At 63.9% G+C, this 17,140-nt stretch carries 13 protein-coding genes and 2 tRNA genes; all 15 read right to left on the minus strand.

The features are described from left to right. Positions 1–48: 48 nt before the first annotated feature. The 15 genes from nusA to ACZ0AE_RS13750 all read right to left on the minus strand — a co-directional run bounded on the left by nusA (position 49) and on the right by ACZ0AE_RS13750 (position 17,132). Positions 49–1,560 (minus strand): transcription termination factor NusA, encoded by a 1,512-nt coding sequence (gene nusA / locus ACZ0AE_RS13680; protein WP_038687252.1) that lies wholly within the window; start codon positions 1,558–1,560, stop codon positions 49–51. Between the two features lie 4 nt (positions 1,561–1,564). Beyond that, a complete protein-coding gene (gene rimP, locus ACZ0AE_RS13685) occupies positions 1,565–2,155 on the minus strand; it encodes a ribosome maturation factor RimP (RefSeq protein WP_038687250.1) in 591 nt (196 codons plus the stop codon). Positions 2,156–3,161: 1,006 nt separating this feature from the next. Beyond that, positions 3,162–3,238 (minus strand) — tRNA-Met (locus tag ACZ0AE_RS13690). A gap of 458 nt (positions 3,239–3,696) precedes the next feature. Next, positions 3,697–3,773, minus strand: a tRNA-Met gene (locus ACZ0AE_RS13695). A gap of 125 nt (positions 3,774–3,898) precedes the next feature. After that, on the minus strand, positions 3,899–5,359 hold the full coding sequence (gene nuoN / locus ACZ0AE_RS13700; RefSeq protein WP_463601381.1) for an NADH-quinone oxidoreductase subunit NuoN: 1,461 nt from the start codon (positions 5,357–5,359) through the stop codon (positions 3,899–3,901). 36 nt (positions 5,360–5,395) lie between these two features. Continuing rightward, positions 5,396–6,904, minus strand: coding sequence for an NADH-quinone oxidoreductase subunit M (locus ACZ0AE_RS13705; RefSeq protein WP_038687248.1), 1,509 nt, complete (start codon positions 6,902–6,904; stop codon positions 5,396–5,398). A 23-nt stretch (positions 6,905–6,927) separates the two neighbouring features. Then, complete coding sequence (nuoL, locus tag ACZ0AE_RS13710; protein WP_463601382.1) at positions 6,928–9,132, minus strand: NADH-quinone oxidoreductase subunit L; 2,205 nt, start codon at positions 9,130–9,132, stop codon at positions 6,928–6,930. 7 nt (positions 9,133–9,139) lie between these two features. Next, the gene (gene nuoK, locus ACZ0AE_RS13715; protein ID WP_017355932.1) at positions 9,140–9,445 is read right to left on the minus strand and encodes an NADH-quinone oxidoreductase subunit NuoK; all 306 of its coding nucleotides are present in this window, start codon (positions 9,443–9,445) and stop codon (positions 9,140–9,142) included. Next, positions 9,442–10,101 (minus strand): NADH-quinone oxidoreductase subunit J, encoded by a 660-nt coding sequence (locus ACZ0AE_RS13720; protein WP_181406245.1) that lies wholly within the window; start codon positions 10,099–10,101, stop codon positions 9,442–9,444. The genes nuoK and ACZ0AE_RS13720 overlap by 4 nt, the downstream gene beginning before the upstream one ends. Positions 10,102–10,107: 6 nt before the next feature. After that, positions 10,108–10,596 carry an NADH-quinone oxidoreductase subunit NuoI gene (gene nuoI / locus ACZ0AE_RS13725; RefSeq protein WP_038687244.1) on the minus strand — a complete coding sequence of 163 codons (489 nt, stop codon included), beginning with the start codon at positions 10,594–10,596 and terminating at the stop codon, positions 10,108–10,110. Between the two features lie 3 nt (positions 10,597–10,599). Further along, positions 10,600–11,691, minus strand: a complete 1,092-nt coding sequence (nuoH, locus tag ACZ0AE_RS13730) for an NADH-quinone oxidoreductase subunit NuoH (RefSeq protein WP_038687242.1) — start codon at positions 11,689–11,691, stop codon at positions 10,600–10,602. Beyond that, complete coding sequence (gene nuoG, locus ACZ0AE_RS13735) at positions 11,688–13,940, minus strand: NADH-quinone oxidoreductase subunit NuoG (RefSeq protein ID WP_463601383.1); 2,253 nt, start codon at positions 13,938–13,940, stop codon at positions 11,688–11,690. The genes nuoH and nuoG overlap by 4 nt, the downstream gene beginning before the upstream one ends. Then, positions 13,937–15,277: an NADH-quinone oxidoreductase subunit NuoF gene (gene nuoF / locus ACZ0AE_RS13740; protein WP_038687238.1), complete on the minus strand. Its 1,341-nt coding sequence runs from the start codon at positions 15,275–15,277 to the stop codon at positions 13,937–13,939. The genes nuoG and nuoF overlap by 4 nt, the downstream gene beginning before the upstream one ends. A 3-nt stretch (positions 15,278–15,280) precedes the next feature. Beyond that, positions 15,281–15,808: an NADH-quinone oxidoreductase subunit NuoE gene (gene nuoE, locus ACZ0AE_RS13745; RefSeq protein ID WP_038687236.1), complete on the minus strand. Its 528-nt coding sequence runs from the start codon at positions 15,806–15,808 to the stop codon at positions 15,281–15,283. A gap of 94 nt (positions 15,809–15,902) precedes the next feature. Then, positions 15,903–17,132: an NADH-quinone oxidoreductase subunit D gene (locus tag ACZ0AE_RS13750; protein ID WP_244880231.1), complete on the minus strand. Its 1,230-nt coding sequence runs from the start codon at positions 17,130–17,132 to the stop codon at positions 15,903–15,905. Positions 17,133–17,140: the final 8 nt, after the last annotated feature.

A 17,140-nucleotide genomic window follows, 5' to 3' on the forward strand; every position in this document is an offset into this window, starting at 1 on the left:
GCGCGGAGTCTAAGCCCTGAGCGGGTCAGGGCACTGTTCATCGCTGGCTCATTCGCCGCGCTCCAGGCGGGCGATCTCCTCGGCTCGGGCGGCCAGGATCAGGGCGGCGGCGCGCTCCTGGTCCAGGTCCTCGATACCGAACTCGAGGATCTCGTCGGCGGCCAGGTCCGACAGGTCCTCACTGGTACGCACGCCGTGACCGGCAAGGGCGTAGGCAGTTGCCTCGTCCATGCCTTCCAGGGCGAGCAGGTCGTCCGACGGCGAACCGTCTTCCAGACCTTCTTCCACCGCCAGCGCCTCGTTGAGCAGCGCATCGCGGGCACGGGCACGCAGTTCTTCGACGATGTCTTCGTCGAAGCCTTCCACGGCCAGCAGTTCGCCGACCGGGACGTAGGCGATTTCTTCCACGGTGTTGAAGCCTTCGGTCACCAGGATGGCAGCGATTTCTTCATCCACTTCCAGCTTGTCCATGAACAGCTGACGGGCAACGCCCTGCTCTGCCTCGGACTTGGCGGTCACCTGGTCCTGGGTCATCACATTGAGCTGCCACCCGGTCAGGCGGCTGGCAAGACGGACGTTCTGGCCGCCCTTGCCGATCGCCTGGGCCAGGCGCTCTTCAGCGACGGCCAGGTCCATGGAATGCTTTTCTTCGTCGACGATGATCGACTGCACTTCGGCCGGCGCCATCGCGTTGATGACGAAGTTGGCCGGGTTCTCGTTCCACAGCACGATGTCCACGCGCTCACCGTTGAGCTCGTTGGACACGGCCTGGACGCGCGAACCGCGCATGCCGATGCAGGCACCGATCGGATCGGTACGCGAATCGTGGGCCAGCACGGCGATCTTGGCGCGGTCGCCCGGGTCACGTGCACAGGCCTTGATCTCGACCAGGCCCTGGCCGACTTCCGGCACTTCGAGCTTGAACAGTTCGATCATGAATTCCGGGGCGGCGCGGCTGATGAACAGCTGCGGGCCACGCGGTTCCGAACGGACTTCGGCCAGGTAACCGCGGACGCGGTCGCCGGCGCGCAGGACGTCGCGCGGGATGCCCTTGTCCTTCGGGATGAAGGCTTCGGCGTTGCCACCGAGGTCCACATAGATGTTGCCGCGCTCGGCGCGCTTGACCACACCGGTGACCAGTTCGCCAACGCGGTCCTTCCATGCATCCACGACCTGCTGGCGCTCGGCTTCGCGCACGCGCTGGACGATGACCTGCTTGGCGGCCTGGGCAGCAATACGGCCGAAGTCGGGGTTTTCGATCTGTTCTTCGATGTAATCGCCAACTTCGACGCCTTCGGCTTCGTCGATGGCATCCATCAGGCGGATCTGGCGGTCCGGGGACTCCATGACCACGTCATCGGCCACCACTTCCCAGCGGCGGAAGGTTTCGTAGTTGCCGTCCTTGTGGTCGATCGACACACGGGCCAGCACTTCTTCGTCGGGGTAGCGCTTCTTCGCAGCCGACGCCAGTGCTGCCTCGATGGCATCGAAGATCACTTCACGCGGAACGCCCTTTTCATTGGCGACCGCATCCACTACCAGCAAAAGTTCCTTGCTCATTGGCTCACTCCGCGCGCGGCTTTTTAGCCGCCGGCTCGTTGGATGGTTTCTTGTTCGCCTTGCCACCCTGCTTGGGTGCCGGGCCAGTCGGTTTGGTCGGAGCGAGGCCGAGGGCGGCCCAGTCCGGCATGATGCGTGCCTTGTCGATATTCTCGACGTCGGCGGTGAACGGGGCGTTGTCGACCTTGAAGGTGACGGTACCCTGCTCATTGTCTACAGCGAGAATCTCGCCCTGCAGGCGACGACGGCCGTCCTGCGGAAGCTTGAGCGTGACCTTGGCGGATTCGCCGATGGCACGCTCGAATTGTTCTGCGGTGAACAGCGGGCGATCCACACCGGGAGACGAAACTTCCAGGGTGTAATTGGCGCTGATCGGGTCTTCGACGTCCAGCTGCGCGGACACTTCGCGGCTGACGCGTTCGCAGTCGTCGATGTTGACGATACGCTCGGGCTGTTCGGCCAGCGGCACGTCGATGTAGAGGCGCAGCGTCGCACCACCCGGGGCAGTGAGATATTCCACGCCCAGCAGCTCCAGACCCAGCGACTGAACGGTGGGGGCGAGCAGATTCGCGATTTCGGTTGCCTTGTCGCTCACAGTCGGCCTTGATTCGTTGAAAGAGATACGGTTTGGCCAGTCACGCTGGCCGGGCTCTACTGAACATGTTCCGGAAACAACAAAGGGCCCGCTGGGCCCCTTGTCCGGTACAACTCCGGTCATGCTGGATTCCGGTAGCGGGAACACACGCGGTGTGTGTTCCTGCGAGCCCAGCCTTCCGGGGGGTCACGGCGGCCTGGGTACAGGGTGCCGTTCCTGGAAGCCGGTCGCGGGCCGCATTCACATCCGTTGAAAGGATATGCATGGACAGTCCGCTAAGCCGCTGATGATAGCCGTTGCACCGCGCTGGTGCAATGGCTGGGGGTTTTTGCCGGGTGGCTATTGCGAAAGCTGAACAGGGCGTGGTTGGCTTCTGGCGCGTAGATCGAAGGCTGGGCTGGTCGCCTGCGTCGCGGGCACCGGCGCGGGTGGGTTGGCGGGACACGCCGTGAATCCATCCTTGGAGGCTCGTGAGCGCCATCCATGGCGCCCAACGGTCCCGCCAACCCACCCGCACCGGCACCTGGATGCAAATGGGCCAGTCGTTGAGATCAAAAAAGGCAGCGCTACGCGCCAACAGCCAAGCCAGATCCCCGCCCTACCCCGCACCACCACCGACTCAACAAACCCGAACAACACACCCGACCAAACTCAGCACCGCAACACGGCGAAAAAGACTAAAGCAGAGCCGGCCGTTGATCTTCGTTGCGCACCGACACTCCATGGAGGCGCTGGCATGGGTGGGTTTGCGGGGCCCTCCAGCGCATGGATGCGCTGGCGGAGCTTACAAGGACGTACTTGCAGCGTGCCCCGCGGGCCCACCCATGCCAGCGCCCTCCCAGATGCCCGCGCACCGAATTTGCTCTGGCTCTGGCTTCAGCGGTTGCTTCTGCTTGTGCTTTCGCCTTTGCATCGAAAAAAACAAACCAAACCTCCACAACGAAAAAAGCGACCCCGTTTCCGGAATCGCTTCTTCGTCTACTGCATCTGCACTGCAGATTTTCTGTGGTAGCGGGGGCAGGATTTGAACCTGCGACCTTCGGGTTATGAGCCCGACGAGCTGCCAGACTGCTCCACCCCGCAGCAGAAGCGGAATTGTATGGGAGTTTTCATTCCCGTGCAACCCCTTGGTGAAACATACCGTCCGGCGTCCAGGAAAGGCAGCCGACCAACGGTCGGCTCTACCGGGCAACCCCAACGTCCGGAGCAGCCGTCCGGTCGGCCCTACCGCAACATGTGAAGCAGCCGACCAACGGTCGGCTCTACCCGCAACGTGCGAAGCAGCCGACTGACCGTCGGCTCTACCGAAACGTCCGAAACGTCCGGAGCAGCCGGAGCAGCCGGAGCAGCCGGAGCAGCCGGAGCAGCCGGAGCAGCCGGAGCAGCCGGAGCAGCCGGAGCAGCCGGAGCAGCCGGAGCGGCCGGAGCGGCCGGAGCGGCCGGAGCGGCCGGCCAACGCCTTGGGCATACAACGAATCAAGCGACCCCGTTTCCGGAGTCGCTTGATTCGTCCACTGTCTCCGGCTTGCACCGGAGCTATATGGTAGCGGGGGCAGGATTTGAACCTGCGACCTTCGGGTTATGAGCCCGACGAGCTGCCAGACTGCTCCACCCCGCATCAAAAGCGGATGAGCCGGGGTACCAACCAACGGTGGGTACCTTGCAACGATCTTCTGGCGAAACCGCTGCAGCAACAACTCAGGAAACGAATATTACACGATTTGCGCAGTTTTGTATCGTTTTTTACGCAAGATGTGCAAATGCCTGCTGGCACCACACCATGATCGGGTTCCACGACAGGCCCAGGGCCAGCAGCGCCAAGGCATTCACGCCCAGCACCACGCCCAGCACGCGGTCGTTGTTGGCCGGCAGCGGCTCGCCCACCGGCTCGTCGAAGTACATGACCTTGATGACACGCAGGTAGTAGAAGCAACCCACCACCGCGCACAGCACGCCCAGGATCGCCAACCACAGCATGCCGCCGTTGATCGCCGCGCCCAGCACCGCCAGCTTGGTCCAGAAGCCCAGGAACGGCGGAATACCGGCCATCGACGCCATGATGCACAGCACCAGGGCGGCCATCCACGGGTTGCGGGCATTCAGACCCTTGAAGTCGTCGATGTTCTCGGCTTCAAAGCCGCTGCGCGACAGCGCGATGATCGCGCCGAAGCCGGCGGTCGACATGATCGCGTAGCTCAGGGCATAGAACAGCGCCGCCGCGTAACCCTGCTCGCCACCACCGGCAATGCCCAGCAGCAGGAAGCCGATGTGCGACACCGTCGAGTACGCCAGCATGCGCTTCAGGTTGGTCTGTGCGATCGCCATCAGGTTGCCGATCACCAGCGACAGCGCCGCCAGACCGCCGATCAGGTACTTCCACTCGTCCGACAGCGGACCCACGCCCACTTCCAGCAGGCGGTAGGCCATGCCGAACGCGGCCAGCTTCGGTGCCGAGCTGATGAACAGCGCGATCGGGGCCGGCGCGCCCTGGTACACGTCGGGCAGCCACATGTGGAACGGCGCCGCGCCCAGCTTGAAGGCCACGCCGGCAATCATGAACACCGCGCCGGTCAGCAGCAGCACGCGCTCTTCCGAATGCGGAATGGCGGCGTGGATGACGTCCAGGTGCAGCGAACCGGTGGCACCGTAGATCAGCGACATGCCGTACAGCAGCAGGCCCGAGGCCAGCGAACCCAGCACGATGTACTTCATCGCCGCTTCGGAGGCCAAGCCGTTCTCACGGTTGCTGGCCACAAGAGCGTACGAACACAGGGCCAGCAGCTCCAGGCCCAGGTACACCATCAGCAGGCTGCCGGCCGAGACCAGGATCATCATGCCGGCGGTGCCGAACAGGATCAGCACCGGAATCTCGCCCTGGTACAGCTTGCGCTCGCGCAGGTAGCTCCAGCCGTAGACCAGGGTCAGGCCACTGCACAGCACGATCACGGTCTTCATCACGTCCGCCGCGGTATCGCGGACGAACATGCCGTGGAAGACCTCGCCCTGCCCGCCCACTCCGGTGGCGAGCATGAACAGCACCGCGGCCAGCGCGGCGACCGACAGCAGGTGGGTCCAGATCTTGTTCTTCTCACTGATGAACAGATCCAGGATCAACAGGGCGAACGCACTACCAATCAGCACCAGCTCGGGAGCGAGCGGCGGCAGGTCGGCGGCGGTCAACGGCAACAGCGGCGAGGTGGTCATCATCAAATCCTGGAATCAATACTCTCGACGGCCCGATTACAGCAGCTTGCTGGATGCGATCTGCATCGCCAGCTTCGCGATCGAGGGCTCCATCAGGTCGGTCAGCGGCTTGGGGTACAGGCCCAGGGCAAGCGTGCCCACGGCAAATACACCCAACACCAGCCATTCGCGACCGTTGATGTCCTTCAGTTCGGCGACATGGGCATTGGCCACTTCACCGAAGAACACGCGCTTGTACAACCACAACGTATAGGCCGCCGTGATCACCAGGGTGCTTGCCGCACCCAGGGCCAGCCACGGATTGCGCTGGAAGCTGGCCATGATGATCATGAACTCACCGACGAAACCGCTGGTACCCGGCAGGCCGGCATTGGCCATGAAGAACAGCATGGCGAAGGTGGCAAACCACGGCATCACATTGACCACGCCGCCGTAATCGGCGATGCGGCGGCTGTGCATGCGGTCGTACAGCACGCCGACGCAGGAGAACATCGCACCGGACACGAAGCCGTGCGAAATCATCTGCACCATGGCGCCCTGCAGGCCCAGGCGGGCCGCGTCCGGGTTGCCGGCATCACGTACCAGCCACAGCGCAATGAAGGTGCCCAGGGTGACAAAGCCCATGTGCGCGATCGACGAATAGGCGATCAGCTTCTTCATGTCGTCCTGGACCAGTGCGACCAGGCCGACGTAGATCACCGCGATCAGCGACAGCGTGATCACCAGCCAGGCCCATTCCTGCGATGCGTCCGGGACGATCGGCAGGTTGAAGCGCAGGAAGCCGTAGCCACCGATCTTCAGGGCGATGGCGGCCAGGATCACCGAACCGGCGGTGGGCGCTTCCACGTGGGCGTCCGGCAGCCAGGTGTGCACCGGGAACATCGGCACCTTGACCGCGAAGGCGATCAGGAAGGCGAAGAAGATCCAGGTCTGTTCCTTGCCCGACAGCTGCAGCTGGTACAGGTCGGCCAGCTGGAAGCTGCCGCCCTTCAGGTACAGGTAGATCAGGGCCACCAGCATCAGCACCGAGCCGAGGAAGGTGTACAGGAAGAACTTCAGCGCGGCGTAGATGCGGCGCGGACCACCCCAGACACCGATGATCAGGAACATCGGGATCAGCATGGCTTCGAAGAACACGTAGAACAGCATCGCGTCGGTTGCCGCGAAGATGCCCACCGTGACGCCTTCCAGGATCAGGAAGGCGGCCACGTACTGGTTGACGCGCTTGTCGATGGCGCTCCAGGCGCCGATCAGGGCCAGCACCGACACCAGCGTGGTCAGCAGGATCAGCGCGATCGCGATGCCGTCCACGCCCAGGTTGTAGCCGATCTTGTAGGCGGGGATCCAGGCGCGGGTTTCGACGAACTGCAGCGCGTCGTTCCCCACGTCGTAGCCGCTGAGCAGCGACAGGCTGGCCACGAAGGTCAGCACCGCTACGCCCAGCGACGCCCAGCGGGCGGTTTGGGCGTCACGGATGGCAAGGATCAAGGCACCGCCGAGGATCGGCAGCCAGATGAGAACACTGAGTAGGGGCCAGTTCGACACGTCTTCTTATTCCGTACAGGTCATCAACGCAGGTAATGCATCAGGACGCCCAGAAGGGCAATCAGGCCGATGATCATCGCGAAGGCGTAGTGATAGAGGAAACCGGATTGGGTGCGACGCAGCAGGTTGGCCGCCAGATCGATCAGGCGAGCCGAACCGTTGACCACCACACCATCGACGATGTTCGTGTCGATCGCGCGCGAAACCTTACCCAGCTTGATGCCGCCACCGGCGAAGCCGCCGATCCACAGCTTGTCGAAGCCGTACTTGTTCTCCAGCACCGATACCAGCGGCGCGAAGGTCGTGCGGGCCTTGCCCGCCAGCTCCGGCTTCCACAGGTAGAACAGCACCGCCAGCAGGAAGCCGGCCACGGTCAGGAAGAAGGCCGGGGCCATCATGCCGTGCAGCGCGAACGCAACCGGGCCGTGGAACTCTTCGGCCAGGGCGCCAATGGTGTCGCGCGACGGGACGTAGAAATCAACGATGCCGGTGAAGAACGAATGGACCTGGCCCGGGATCGCGTGCTCGGCATGCGCGCCCTTCCAGTCCGTGCCGTACAGCATCGGACCGATGCCGAAGAAGCCGATCACGATCGAGGGGATCGCCAGCAGGATCAGCGGCAGCGTCACCACCCACGGGGTTTCGTGCGGCTCATGCGGACCGTGGCCATGGCCGTGGTCGTCATGGTGCGCGTCACCGTGGTGGGCATCGGCAGCATGGGCATCGACCGCATGCGCGTCGGCATGGTGATCGTCATGGCCATGGGCGTGATCGTCATGCGCGTCGCGGAAGCGTTCCTTGCCATGGAAGGTCAGGAACAGCAGGCGGAAGCTGTAGAAGCTGGTCACGATGACGCCGCCCAGCACCGCCCAGTAGCCGTAGGTGGCCACCCAGCTATGCGACACGTGCGCGTGGTGCTGCGCCGCCTCGATGATGGTGTCCTTGGAGTAGAAGCCGGAGAAGAACGGCGTACCCACCAGGGCCAGCGTACCGATCCACATGGTCACGAAGGTGATCGGCATGTACTTGCGCAGGCCGCCCATCTTGCGCATGTCCTGCTCGTGGTGCATCGCGATGATGACCGAGCCGGCACCCAGGAACAGCAGCGCCTTGAAGAAGGCGTGGGTCATCAGGTGGAACACGGCCGCCGAATAGGCCGACACACCCAGCGCCACGGTCATGTAGCCCAGCTGGGACAGCGTGGAGTACGCGACGACGCGCTTGATGTCGTTCTGCACGATGCCGATCAGGCCGGTGAAGAACGCGGTGGTGGCACCGATGAACAGCACGAAGTTCAGCGCGGTCTGCGACAGCTCGAACAGCGGCGACATGCGGGTGACCATGAAGATACCCGCGGTCACCATCGTCGCGGCGTGGATCAGGGCCGAGATCGGGGTCGGGCCTTCCATCGAGTCCGGCAGCCACACGTGCAGCGGCACCTGGGCGGACTTGCCCATTGCACCGATGAACAGGCAGATGCAGATGATGGTGGCGATGGACCAGATCACCGGGGCGTCCAGCACCTGGAACGAGGTGCCGAACAGGGTGATCGCGCCGGACCAGATCTGAATCTGTGCCTGCGGGCTGCCCAGGATCGGCGCATTGGCGAACACGGTGGCGTAGTCCAGCGAACCGAACACCCACAACACGCCGGCAATGCCCAGGATGAAGCCGAAGTCACCCACGCGGTTGACCAGGAACGCCTTCATGTTGGCGAAGATCGCGGTCGGGCGCTTGAACCAGAAACCGATCAGCAGGTACGACACCAGGCCCACTGCTTCCCAGCCGAAGAACAGCTGCAGGAAGTTGTTGCTCATCACCAGGGTGAGCATGGAGAAGGTGAACAGCGAGATGTAGCTGAAGAACCGCTGGTAGCCCGGGTCATCCTGCATGTAGCCGATGGTGTACACGTGCACCAGGAACGACACGAAGGTCACCACGACCATCATCATGGCGGTCAGCTTGTCGATCATGAAACCGACATGCGCCGAGTACTGGCCGACTTCGAAGAACGTATAGATGTTCTCGTTGTACGGCTGTGCGCCGCCCCACAGCAGCATGTACAGCACGTAGCTGGACATGATGCAGCTGGCGCCGACACCCAGGATGGTGACCGTCTGCGCGCCGATGCGACCGACCTGCCGGCCGAACAGGCCAGCGATGATGCTGCCGATCAGCGGTGCAAGCACCACTGCGATCAACAGACTCTTGGAGAGAGTGATTTCCATCTACGGATCAGCCCTTCAGCGAGTCGACTTCGCCGACATTGATGGTGCGGCGATTACGGAACAGGGTTACCAGGATCGCGAGACCGATCGCGGCCTCGGCCGCGGCAACGGTGAGGATGAAGAACACGAACAGCTGGCCGGCCGTGTCACCCAGTTCCCGCGAGAACCCGACGAAATTGATGTTGACCGACAGCAGCATCAGCTCGACCGACATCAGCAGCACGATGATGTTCTTGCGGTTGAGGAAGATGCCGGCGAGGCTGATGCAGAACAGCAGCGCGCCCAGTGCCAGGATATGGCCGAGGGTGATCATGGCGTTGCCTCCTCGTCGCTGGACGGCTTGGTGTTGGTGTGGACCACCGGCTTTTCGACAGCCATCTTGACCACGCGCAGACGGTCGCTGCCCTTGACCATGGTCTGCTCGCTCGGGTTCTGGGTCTTCAGGCCGGTGCGGCGACGCAGGGTCAGCATCACGGCGGCAACCACGGCCACGGTCAGGATGACGGCGGCGAACTCGAACGGCAGCAGGTATTCGGTGAACAGGCTGCGGGCCAGCCAGGTGATGTTGGAGCTGTCGGCCGCCAGTGCGGCGGCGTTGTCGGCCGGGAACGGGTTGACCGCCCTGCCCTTCACCCCGATCAGCACCAGCATCTGCACCAGCATGGTGACCGCGACCACCAGGCCGATCGGCAGGTAACGTACCCAGCCTTCGCGCAGGTTGGTGGCATCGATGTCGAGCATCATCACCACGAACAGGAACAACACCATGACCGCGCCCACGTACACAAGCACCAGGGCCACGCCGAGGAACTCAGCGCCGACCAGGATCCAGATGCAGGCCACGGAGAAGAAGGTCAGGATCAGGTTCAATACGGCGTAGACCGGATTGCGCACGCTGATCACCGCCGCGGCGGAAATGCCCGCCACGATGGAGAAGACCCAGAAACTGATATTTACCCAATCCATCATTCGACCTCAGCGGAAAGCGGCATCGGCGGCGCGACGCTCGGCGATTTCGGCTTCAAGCCGATCCCCAATGGCCAGCAGCTGCGGCTTGGTAACGATGTTCTCGCCACGATTCTCGAAGTGGTACTCGAGGATGTGGGTCTCGACGATCGAGTCCACCGGGCAGCTTTCTTCGCAGAAGCCGCAGAAGATGCACTTGAACAGATCGATGTCGTAACGGGTGGTACGGCGGCTGCCGTCCTCACGCTTGGCCGAATCGATGGTGATGGCCAGTGCCGGGCACACCGCTTCACACAGCTTGCAGGCGATGCAGCGCTCTTCCCCGTTGGGGTAGCGACGCAGCGCATGCAGGCCACGGAAACGCGGCGACTGCGGGAACTTCTCCATCGGGTACATCAGCGTGTACTTGGGCTTGAAGGCGTACTTCAGGGTCAACCACAGACCGCCGAGCAGCTCGAGCAGCAGCAGGCTTTTGAAGTAATGGGTAATTCGATTCATCACTTAGACGCCCTTCTGGATCACGCCGTAGAACACCATCACCGCCGTCACTGCAATCCAGAGGATGGTGAGGGGGATGAAGACCTTCCAGCCCAGACGCATGATCTGGTCATAACGGAAGCGCGGGAAGCTGGCACGGAACCAGATGTAGGCGCTGGCGAAGAAGAACACCTTCAGCAGCAGCCACGGCCAACCGCCCTTCCACAGCCAGTCGATCCACGGCGAGATGTCCGCGTTGACCCAGCCCTGGATGGGGCTCAGCCAGCCACCGAGGAAGAAGATCGAGATCAGGAAGCTGATCAGGATCATGTTGGCGTATTCGGCCAGGAAGAACAGCGCGAACGCACCACCGGAGTACTCGACCATGTGGCCGGCCACGATTTCCGATTCGCCTTCCACCACGTCGAACGGCGCGCGGTTGGTTTCGGCAACGCCGGACACCCAGTACACGATGAACAGCGGGAACAGCGGCAGCAGGAACCAGTCGAAGAAGCCGGAGCTGCCGGCCTGGGCCATCACGATGCTGCTCAGGTTCAAGCTGCCCGAGGCGATCATCACGCCGACCAGGGCAAAGCCCATCGCGATTTCGTAGCTGATCATCTGGGCCGAGGCGCGCATCGCACCCAGGAAGGCGTACTTGGAGTTGGAGGCCCAGCCCGCGAGGATGATGCCGTACACGCCCAGCGAGGTCATCGCCAGCAGGTACAGCAGGCCGGCGTTGGCATTGGACAGCACGATCTTGGCGTCGAAGGGAATCACCGACCAGGCCGCGAAGGCCGGGCCGAGCGTGATCAGCGGCGCAAGGATGAACATCGCCTTGTGCGAGCTGGCCGGCTGGATGATTTCCTTGAACAGCAGTTTGAAGACGTCGGCGAAGGCCTGGAAGATGCCCATGCCGACATACATCGGACCATGGCGGACATGCATCCAGCCGATCAGCTTGCGTTCCCAGACCACGAAGAACGCCACCGAGATGATCACCGGCATGGCGATCACGAGGATCTTCAGGATGATCCAGAGCAGCGCGCCGATGTCGCCCAGTGACAGCAGCCACTGGTGCAGCGGGTCGACCGCGTTCAACAGCAATTCGTTCATGCAGCCACCACCGTTACGCGAGCGGCACCCAGCGGTGCGGTTGCACCGTGGCCCGATTCAATCCAGACCGAACCCGCGGCGACGCGGGCGTCGACCACCACCGGCAGGGTGGCGCGACCGGCATCGGTGCCGACCTTGGCCATCTGCCCTTCGGCCAACTGCAGGCGGGCGGCATCGGCGGTGTTGAGCACGATGCGCGGCGCGGTGTTGAGCGGATGCGACTGCAGCGCCTGGGCGCGACGGACCACCGCATCGGTGCGGTAGATCGCGGCGGTCGAGGTCACTTCCAGACCCTCGCCTGCCAGCGGCGTTGCGGCCGAGGCGGCGACGGTGACGCTGACCGGGGCCAGGCTGGCACGCAGGCCGGCCAGGTCGATGAACTCGAAACCGGCCAGGGCCAGCTCGCCGCCCAGTGCACGCAGCACACGCCAGCCTTCACGCGCCTCGCCCGGCAGCCTGCCGCCGGCACGGGCCGACTGCTCGCGACCATCGAGGTTGGTCAGGGTGGCATCCACTTCCGGCAGCGCGCCGATCGGCAGGATCACGTCGGCGACGTCGCGGGTGGAGGCACAGGCGAACTGGCTGAAGGCCACCACCTGCGCACCGGCCAGTGCCTTGCGGGCAGCGGCGGCGTCGGCGAAGTCCAGGCCCGGCTCGATGCCGTAGATGGCATAGGCCTTGCGCGGCTGGGCCAGCATGGCGTTGACGTCCTTGCCGGCCGGCAGCACGCCGGCGCGGGACAGGCCCACGGCATTGGCACCCTGCGGGATACGGCACAGCTTGGCACCGGTGGCGGCGGCGAAATCACGCGCCGCGGCGCGGATCGCAGCAGCCTGCGGGTGGTTTTCGGCGATGCCACCGACGATCAGCACGGCGTTGCCGGCCGAGGCGCTGACGGCATCACGCAGCGCGGCAGAGCCCAGCGCCTCGATGAAGGCCGACGGGGCGACGATCTGCTTGCTGGCCAGCTTGAACGCGAAGTCGAAGTCCACCGGGTTGACGGCGTGGATCTTGGCGTTGCGCGTGGTCTGCGCCTTGCGCAGGCGGGCATGCAGCAGCGGCAGTTCGTGGCGGATGTTGCTGCCCAGAACGACGATGCTGTCAGCGGCTTCGATCTCGGCCAGCGGCAGGCCGAACACTTCGGCGGTGGCGGCGTCGGAGAAGTCGCGGTTGTTGATGCGGTGGTCGATGTTGGTGGTGCCCAGGCCGGCGGCGAGACGGGCCAGCAGTGCGCCCTCCTCGTTCGAGGCCGACGGGTGCACCAGCACGCCGAGGTCATCGCCCTGGTTGGCGGCGAAGATTTCCTTGGCAGCGGCCAGGCCTTCAGCCCAGCTCACTTCCTTCCACTCGCCATTGACCTTGCGCAGCGGCTTGACCGCACGGTCTTCGCTGTACAGGCCCTGGTGCGAATAGCGGTCGCGGTCGGACAGCCAGCATTCGTTGACCGACTCGTTGTCACGCGGCACAGCGCGCAGCACTTCGCCGCGACGCACGTGCAGGAACAGGTTCGAGCCCATCGCGTCGTGGTAGCCCAGCGACTCGCGCGCGGTCAGTTCCCACGGACGGGCGCGGAACTGGAACACCTTGTTGGTCAGCGCGCCGACCGGGCACACGTCCACGACGTTGCCGGACAGCTCGGTGGTCAGCGGCTTGCCGTCGTAGGTGCCGATCTGCAGATTTTCACCGCGGTACATGCCACCCAGTTCGTAGGTACCGGCAACGTCGGCGGTGAAGCGGACGCAGCGGGTGCACTGGATGCAGCGGGTCATTTCGGTGGCGACCAGCGGACCGATGTCCTCGTCGGGCACCACGCGCTTGCGCTCGTTGAAGCGGCTGACCGAACGGCCATAGCCCAGCGACACATCCTGCAGCTCGCACTCGCCGCCCTGATCGCAGATCGGGCAATCCAGCGGGTGGTTGATCAGCAGGAATTCCATCACCGAGCGCTGGAACTTCAGCGCCTTTTCACTGCGGGTGGCGACCTTCATGCCATCCATGACCGGCGTGGCGCAGGCCGGTGCCGGCTTGGGCGACTTTTCAACGTCGACCAGGCACATGCGGCAGTTGGCCGCGATCGGCAGCTTCTCGTGGTAACAGAAGCGCGGGATCGGGATGCCAGCCTTGTCGGCGGCCTGGATGATCATCGAGCCCTTGGGCACGACCAGGGACTGACCGTCGATTTCGACGGTGACATGTCCCTCGGGCACCACGGCCGGCGTCACGCCCGGATTGTTGGGTTGCGCGCTCATGCGGCGGCTGCCTCCACCTTCTTGCCGTCAACCATCGAATGACCGTTGACGATGTAGTACTCGAATTCGTCCCAGAACTGGCGCAGGAAGCCCTGGATGGGCCATGCCGCCGCTTCACCGAACGCGCAGATGGTGTGACCTTCGATCTGGCCGGCCACCGTCTTCAACTGATGCAGGTCTTCCATGGTGGCCTTGCCGGCGACGATGCGCTCGAGCACACGATGCATCCAGCCGGTGCCTTCGCGGCACGGGGTGCACTGGCCACAGGATTCCTTGTGGAAGAACTGGCTGATGCGGCAGGCGAACTTGACGCAGCAGACGCTGTCATCCAGCACCACGATGGCGCCCGACCCCAGCCCGGTGCCCAGGGCACGCAGGGTGTCGTAGTCCATCTGCAGGCCCTTGAGCTCTTCGGCCTTCAGCACCGGCATCGAGACGCCGCCCGGGACCGCGCCCTTGAGCGTACGGCCCGGCTTCAGACCACCGGCCATTTCCAGCAGGTCGTCGAAGGTGGTGCCCAGCGGCACTTCGAAGTTGCCGCCCTTCTGCACGCAGCCGGAGACCGAGAAGATCTTCGGGCCGCCGTTCTTGGTCAGGCTCAGGCCCTGGAACCACTCCGGGCCGTTGCGGATGATCGCCGGCACCGAGGCATAGGTCTCGGTGTTGTTGATCGTCGACGGCTTGCCGTACAGGCCGAAGTTGGCCGGGAACGGCGGCTTGTAGCGCGGCTGGCCCTTCTTGCCTTCCAGCGATTCCATCAGCGCGGTTTCTTCGCCGCAGATGTAGGCGCCAGCGCCCAGCGCGCCGTAGATGTCGATGTCCACGCCGCTGCCAAGGATGTCCTTGCCCAGCCAGCCGTTCGCGTACGCGTCGGCCAGGGCCTGCTCGAAGTTCTCGAACGGCTCGTGGTGGAACTCGCCACGCAGGTAGTTGTAGCCCACGGTCGAGCCGGTGGCGTAGCAGGCGATCGCCATGCCTTCCACGACCGAATGCGGGTTGTAACGCAGGATGTCGCGGTCCTTGCAGGTACCCGGCTCGGATTCATCCGAGTTGCACAGGATGTACTTCTGCATGGTGCCCTTGGGCATGAAGGACCACTTCAGACCGGTCGGGAAGCCGGCGCCACCGCGGCCGCGCAGATTGGACTGCTTGACCATCTCGATGACCTGCTCCGGCGAGATCTTCTCTTCGAGGATCTTGCGCAGGGCGGCGTAGCCACCGGTCTTGAGGTAGCTTTCATACGACCACGGGGTGTCGTAATGCAGGGTGGTGTAGACCACCTGGTGCGGCAACGGTGCGGGACCGACCGGACCACTGGGTGCGTGATGATGTGCCATGTCTTACTCCAACCCGTCCAGCAGCTCGTCGACTTTCTCGACGGTCAGGCGCTCGTGGTAATGGCCATTGATGACCATCATCGGCGCACCGGCGCAACCGGCCAGGCATTCTTCTTCACGCTTGAGGTAGACGCGGCCGTCGGCGGTGGACTGGCCGGTCTTGCAGCCGAGCTTCTTCTCGGCGTGCGCGACCAGGTCCTCGGCGCCGTTCAGCCAGCAGCTGATGTTGGTGCAGAAGGCAACGTTGTGGCGGCCGACCTTCTCCAGCTCGAACATCGAGTAGAAGCTGGCCACTTCGTAGGCCCACACCGGCGGCAGGTCCAGGTACTTGGCCACGCCGGCGATCAGCTCGTCGGTCAGCCAGCCTGCATTCTGTTCCTGTGCGGCGTGCAGGCCCTGCAGGACAGCCGAGCGCTTGCGATCCGGCGGGAACTTGGCCAGCCAGTGATCGATGTGCGCACGGGTCTTGTCATTCAAGACCACCATCGGGTCGACGTCGCGCGCCGCCTCGAAATTACCTGTCGCCTTCATCGGCCGACCTCAGCGAATACGAAATCGTTAAAAACCAGAACCTGCAGCGCCGGCAGCAGCCGGCGGGTGTCAGGCATCGTGCAAGCGGATGCGATCACCGGTCCACCTCGCCGAACACCAGATCGTAGGTACCGATCATGGCGACCACGTCGGCGAGCATGTGCCCGCGCACGATCGAGTCGATCGAGGACAGATGGGCGAAGCCCGGCGCGCGCAGGTGCACGCGGAACGGCTTGTTGGCGCCATCGGACATCAGGTAGCAGCCGAACTCGCCCTTGGGCGCTTCGACGGCGGCGTAGGTTTCGCCGGCCGGGACGCAGTAGCCTTCACTGAACAGCTTGAAGTGATGGATCAGCGCTTCCATGTCGTCCTTCATGTCTTCCCGGCTGGGCGGGGCGACCTTGAAGTTCTTCACCATCACCGGGCCCGGGTTGGCCTTCAGCCACGCCACGCACTGCTTGATGATGCGGTTGGATTCGCGCATTTCGGCCACGCGGCACAGGTAGCGATCGTAGCAATCGCCTTCCTTGCCCAGCGGGATGTCGAACTCGACGGCGTCGTACTTGGCATACGGCTGCTTCTTGCGCAGATCCCAGGCAATGCCCGAGCCGCGCAGCATCACGCCGGTCATGCCCCAGGCATGCGCCAGTTCAGGGGTGACCACGCCGATGCCGACGGTACGCTGCTTCCAGATGCGGTTGTCGGTGAGCAGGGTTTCGTACTCGTCGACACGCTTCGGGAATTCAACGGTGAAGTTCTCGAGGAAATCGAGCAGCGAACCTTCGCGCGCGGCGTTGAGGTTCTTCAGGGCCTTGCCCTTGTGCCAGCGCGATTCGGTGTACTTGGGCATGCGGTCCGGCAGGTCGCGGTAGACGCCGCCCGGACGGTAGTACGCCGCGTGCATGCGTGCGCCGGAGACCGCTTCGTAGCAGTCCATCAGCTCTTCGCGTTCGCGGAAGGCGTACAGCATGACCGCCATCGCGCCCAGATCGAGCGCGTTGGACCCCAGCCACATCAGGTGGTTCAGGATGCGGGTGATTTCGTCGAACAGGGTGCGGATGTACTGCGCACGCTCCGGCGCCTCGATCCCCATCAGGGTTTCGATCGCGCGCACGTAGGCGTGCTCGTTGCACATCATCGACACGTAATCCAGGCGATCCATGTAGCCGATCGACTGGTTGAACGGCTTGGACTCGGCCAGCTTTTCGGTACCACGGTGCAGCAGGCCCACGTGGGGGTCGGCACGCATGATGGTTTCGCCGTCCATTTCCAGGATCAGGCGCAGCACACCGTGCGCGGCCGGATGCTGGGGACCGAAGTTCATCGTGTAGT

It is taken from the genome of Stenotrophomonas sp. AC248, assembly GCF_979258185.1.

Coding starts and splice junctions, on each gene's coding strand:
- nusA (WP_038687252.1), bottom strand. CDS start 1,560: ATGAGCAAGGAACTTTTGCTGGTAGTGGATGCGGTCGCCAATGAAAAG.
- nuoN (WP_463601381.1), bottom strand. CDS start 5,359: ATGACCACCTCGCCGCTGTTGCCGTTGACCGCCGCCGACCTGCCGCCG.
- nuoL (WP_463601382.1), bottom strand. CDS start 9,132: ATGGAAATCACTCTCTCCAAGAGTCTGTTGATCGCAGTGGTGCTTGCA.
- nuoK (WP_017355932.1), bottom strand. CDS start 9,445: ATGATCACCCTCGGCCATATCCTGGCACTGGGCGCGCTGCTGTTCTGC.
- ACZ0AE_RS13720 (WP_181406245.1), bottom strand. CDS start 10,101: ATGATGGATTGGGTAAATATCAGTTTCTGGGTCTTCTCCATCGTGGCG.
- nuoI (WP_038687244.1), bottom strand. CDS start 10,596: ATGAATCGAATTACCCATTACTTCAAAAGCCTGCTGCTGCTCGAGCTG.
- nuoH (WP_038687242.1), bottom strand. CDS start 11,691: ATGAACGAATTGCTGTTGAACGCGGTCGACCCGCTGCACCAGTGGCTG.
- nuoG (WP_463601383.1), bottom strand. CDS start 13,940: ATGAGCGCGCAACCCAACAATCCGGGCGTGACGCCGGCCGTGGTGCCC.
- nuoF (WP_038687238.1), bottom strand. CDS start 15,277: ATGGCACATCATCACGCACCCAGTGGTCCGGTCGGTCCCGCACCGTTG.
- nuoE (WP_038687236.1), bottom strand. CDS start 15,808: ATGAAGGCGACAGGTAATTTCGAGGCGGCGCGCGACGTCGACCCGATG.
- ACZ0AE_RS13750 (WP_244880231.1), bottom strand. CDS start 17,132: ATGAACTTCGGTCCCCAGCATCCGGCCGCGCACGGTGTGCTGCGCCTG.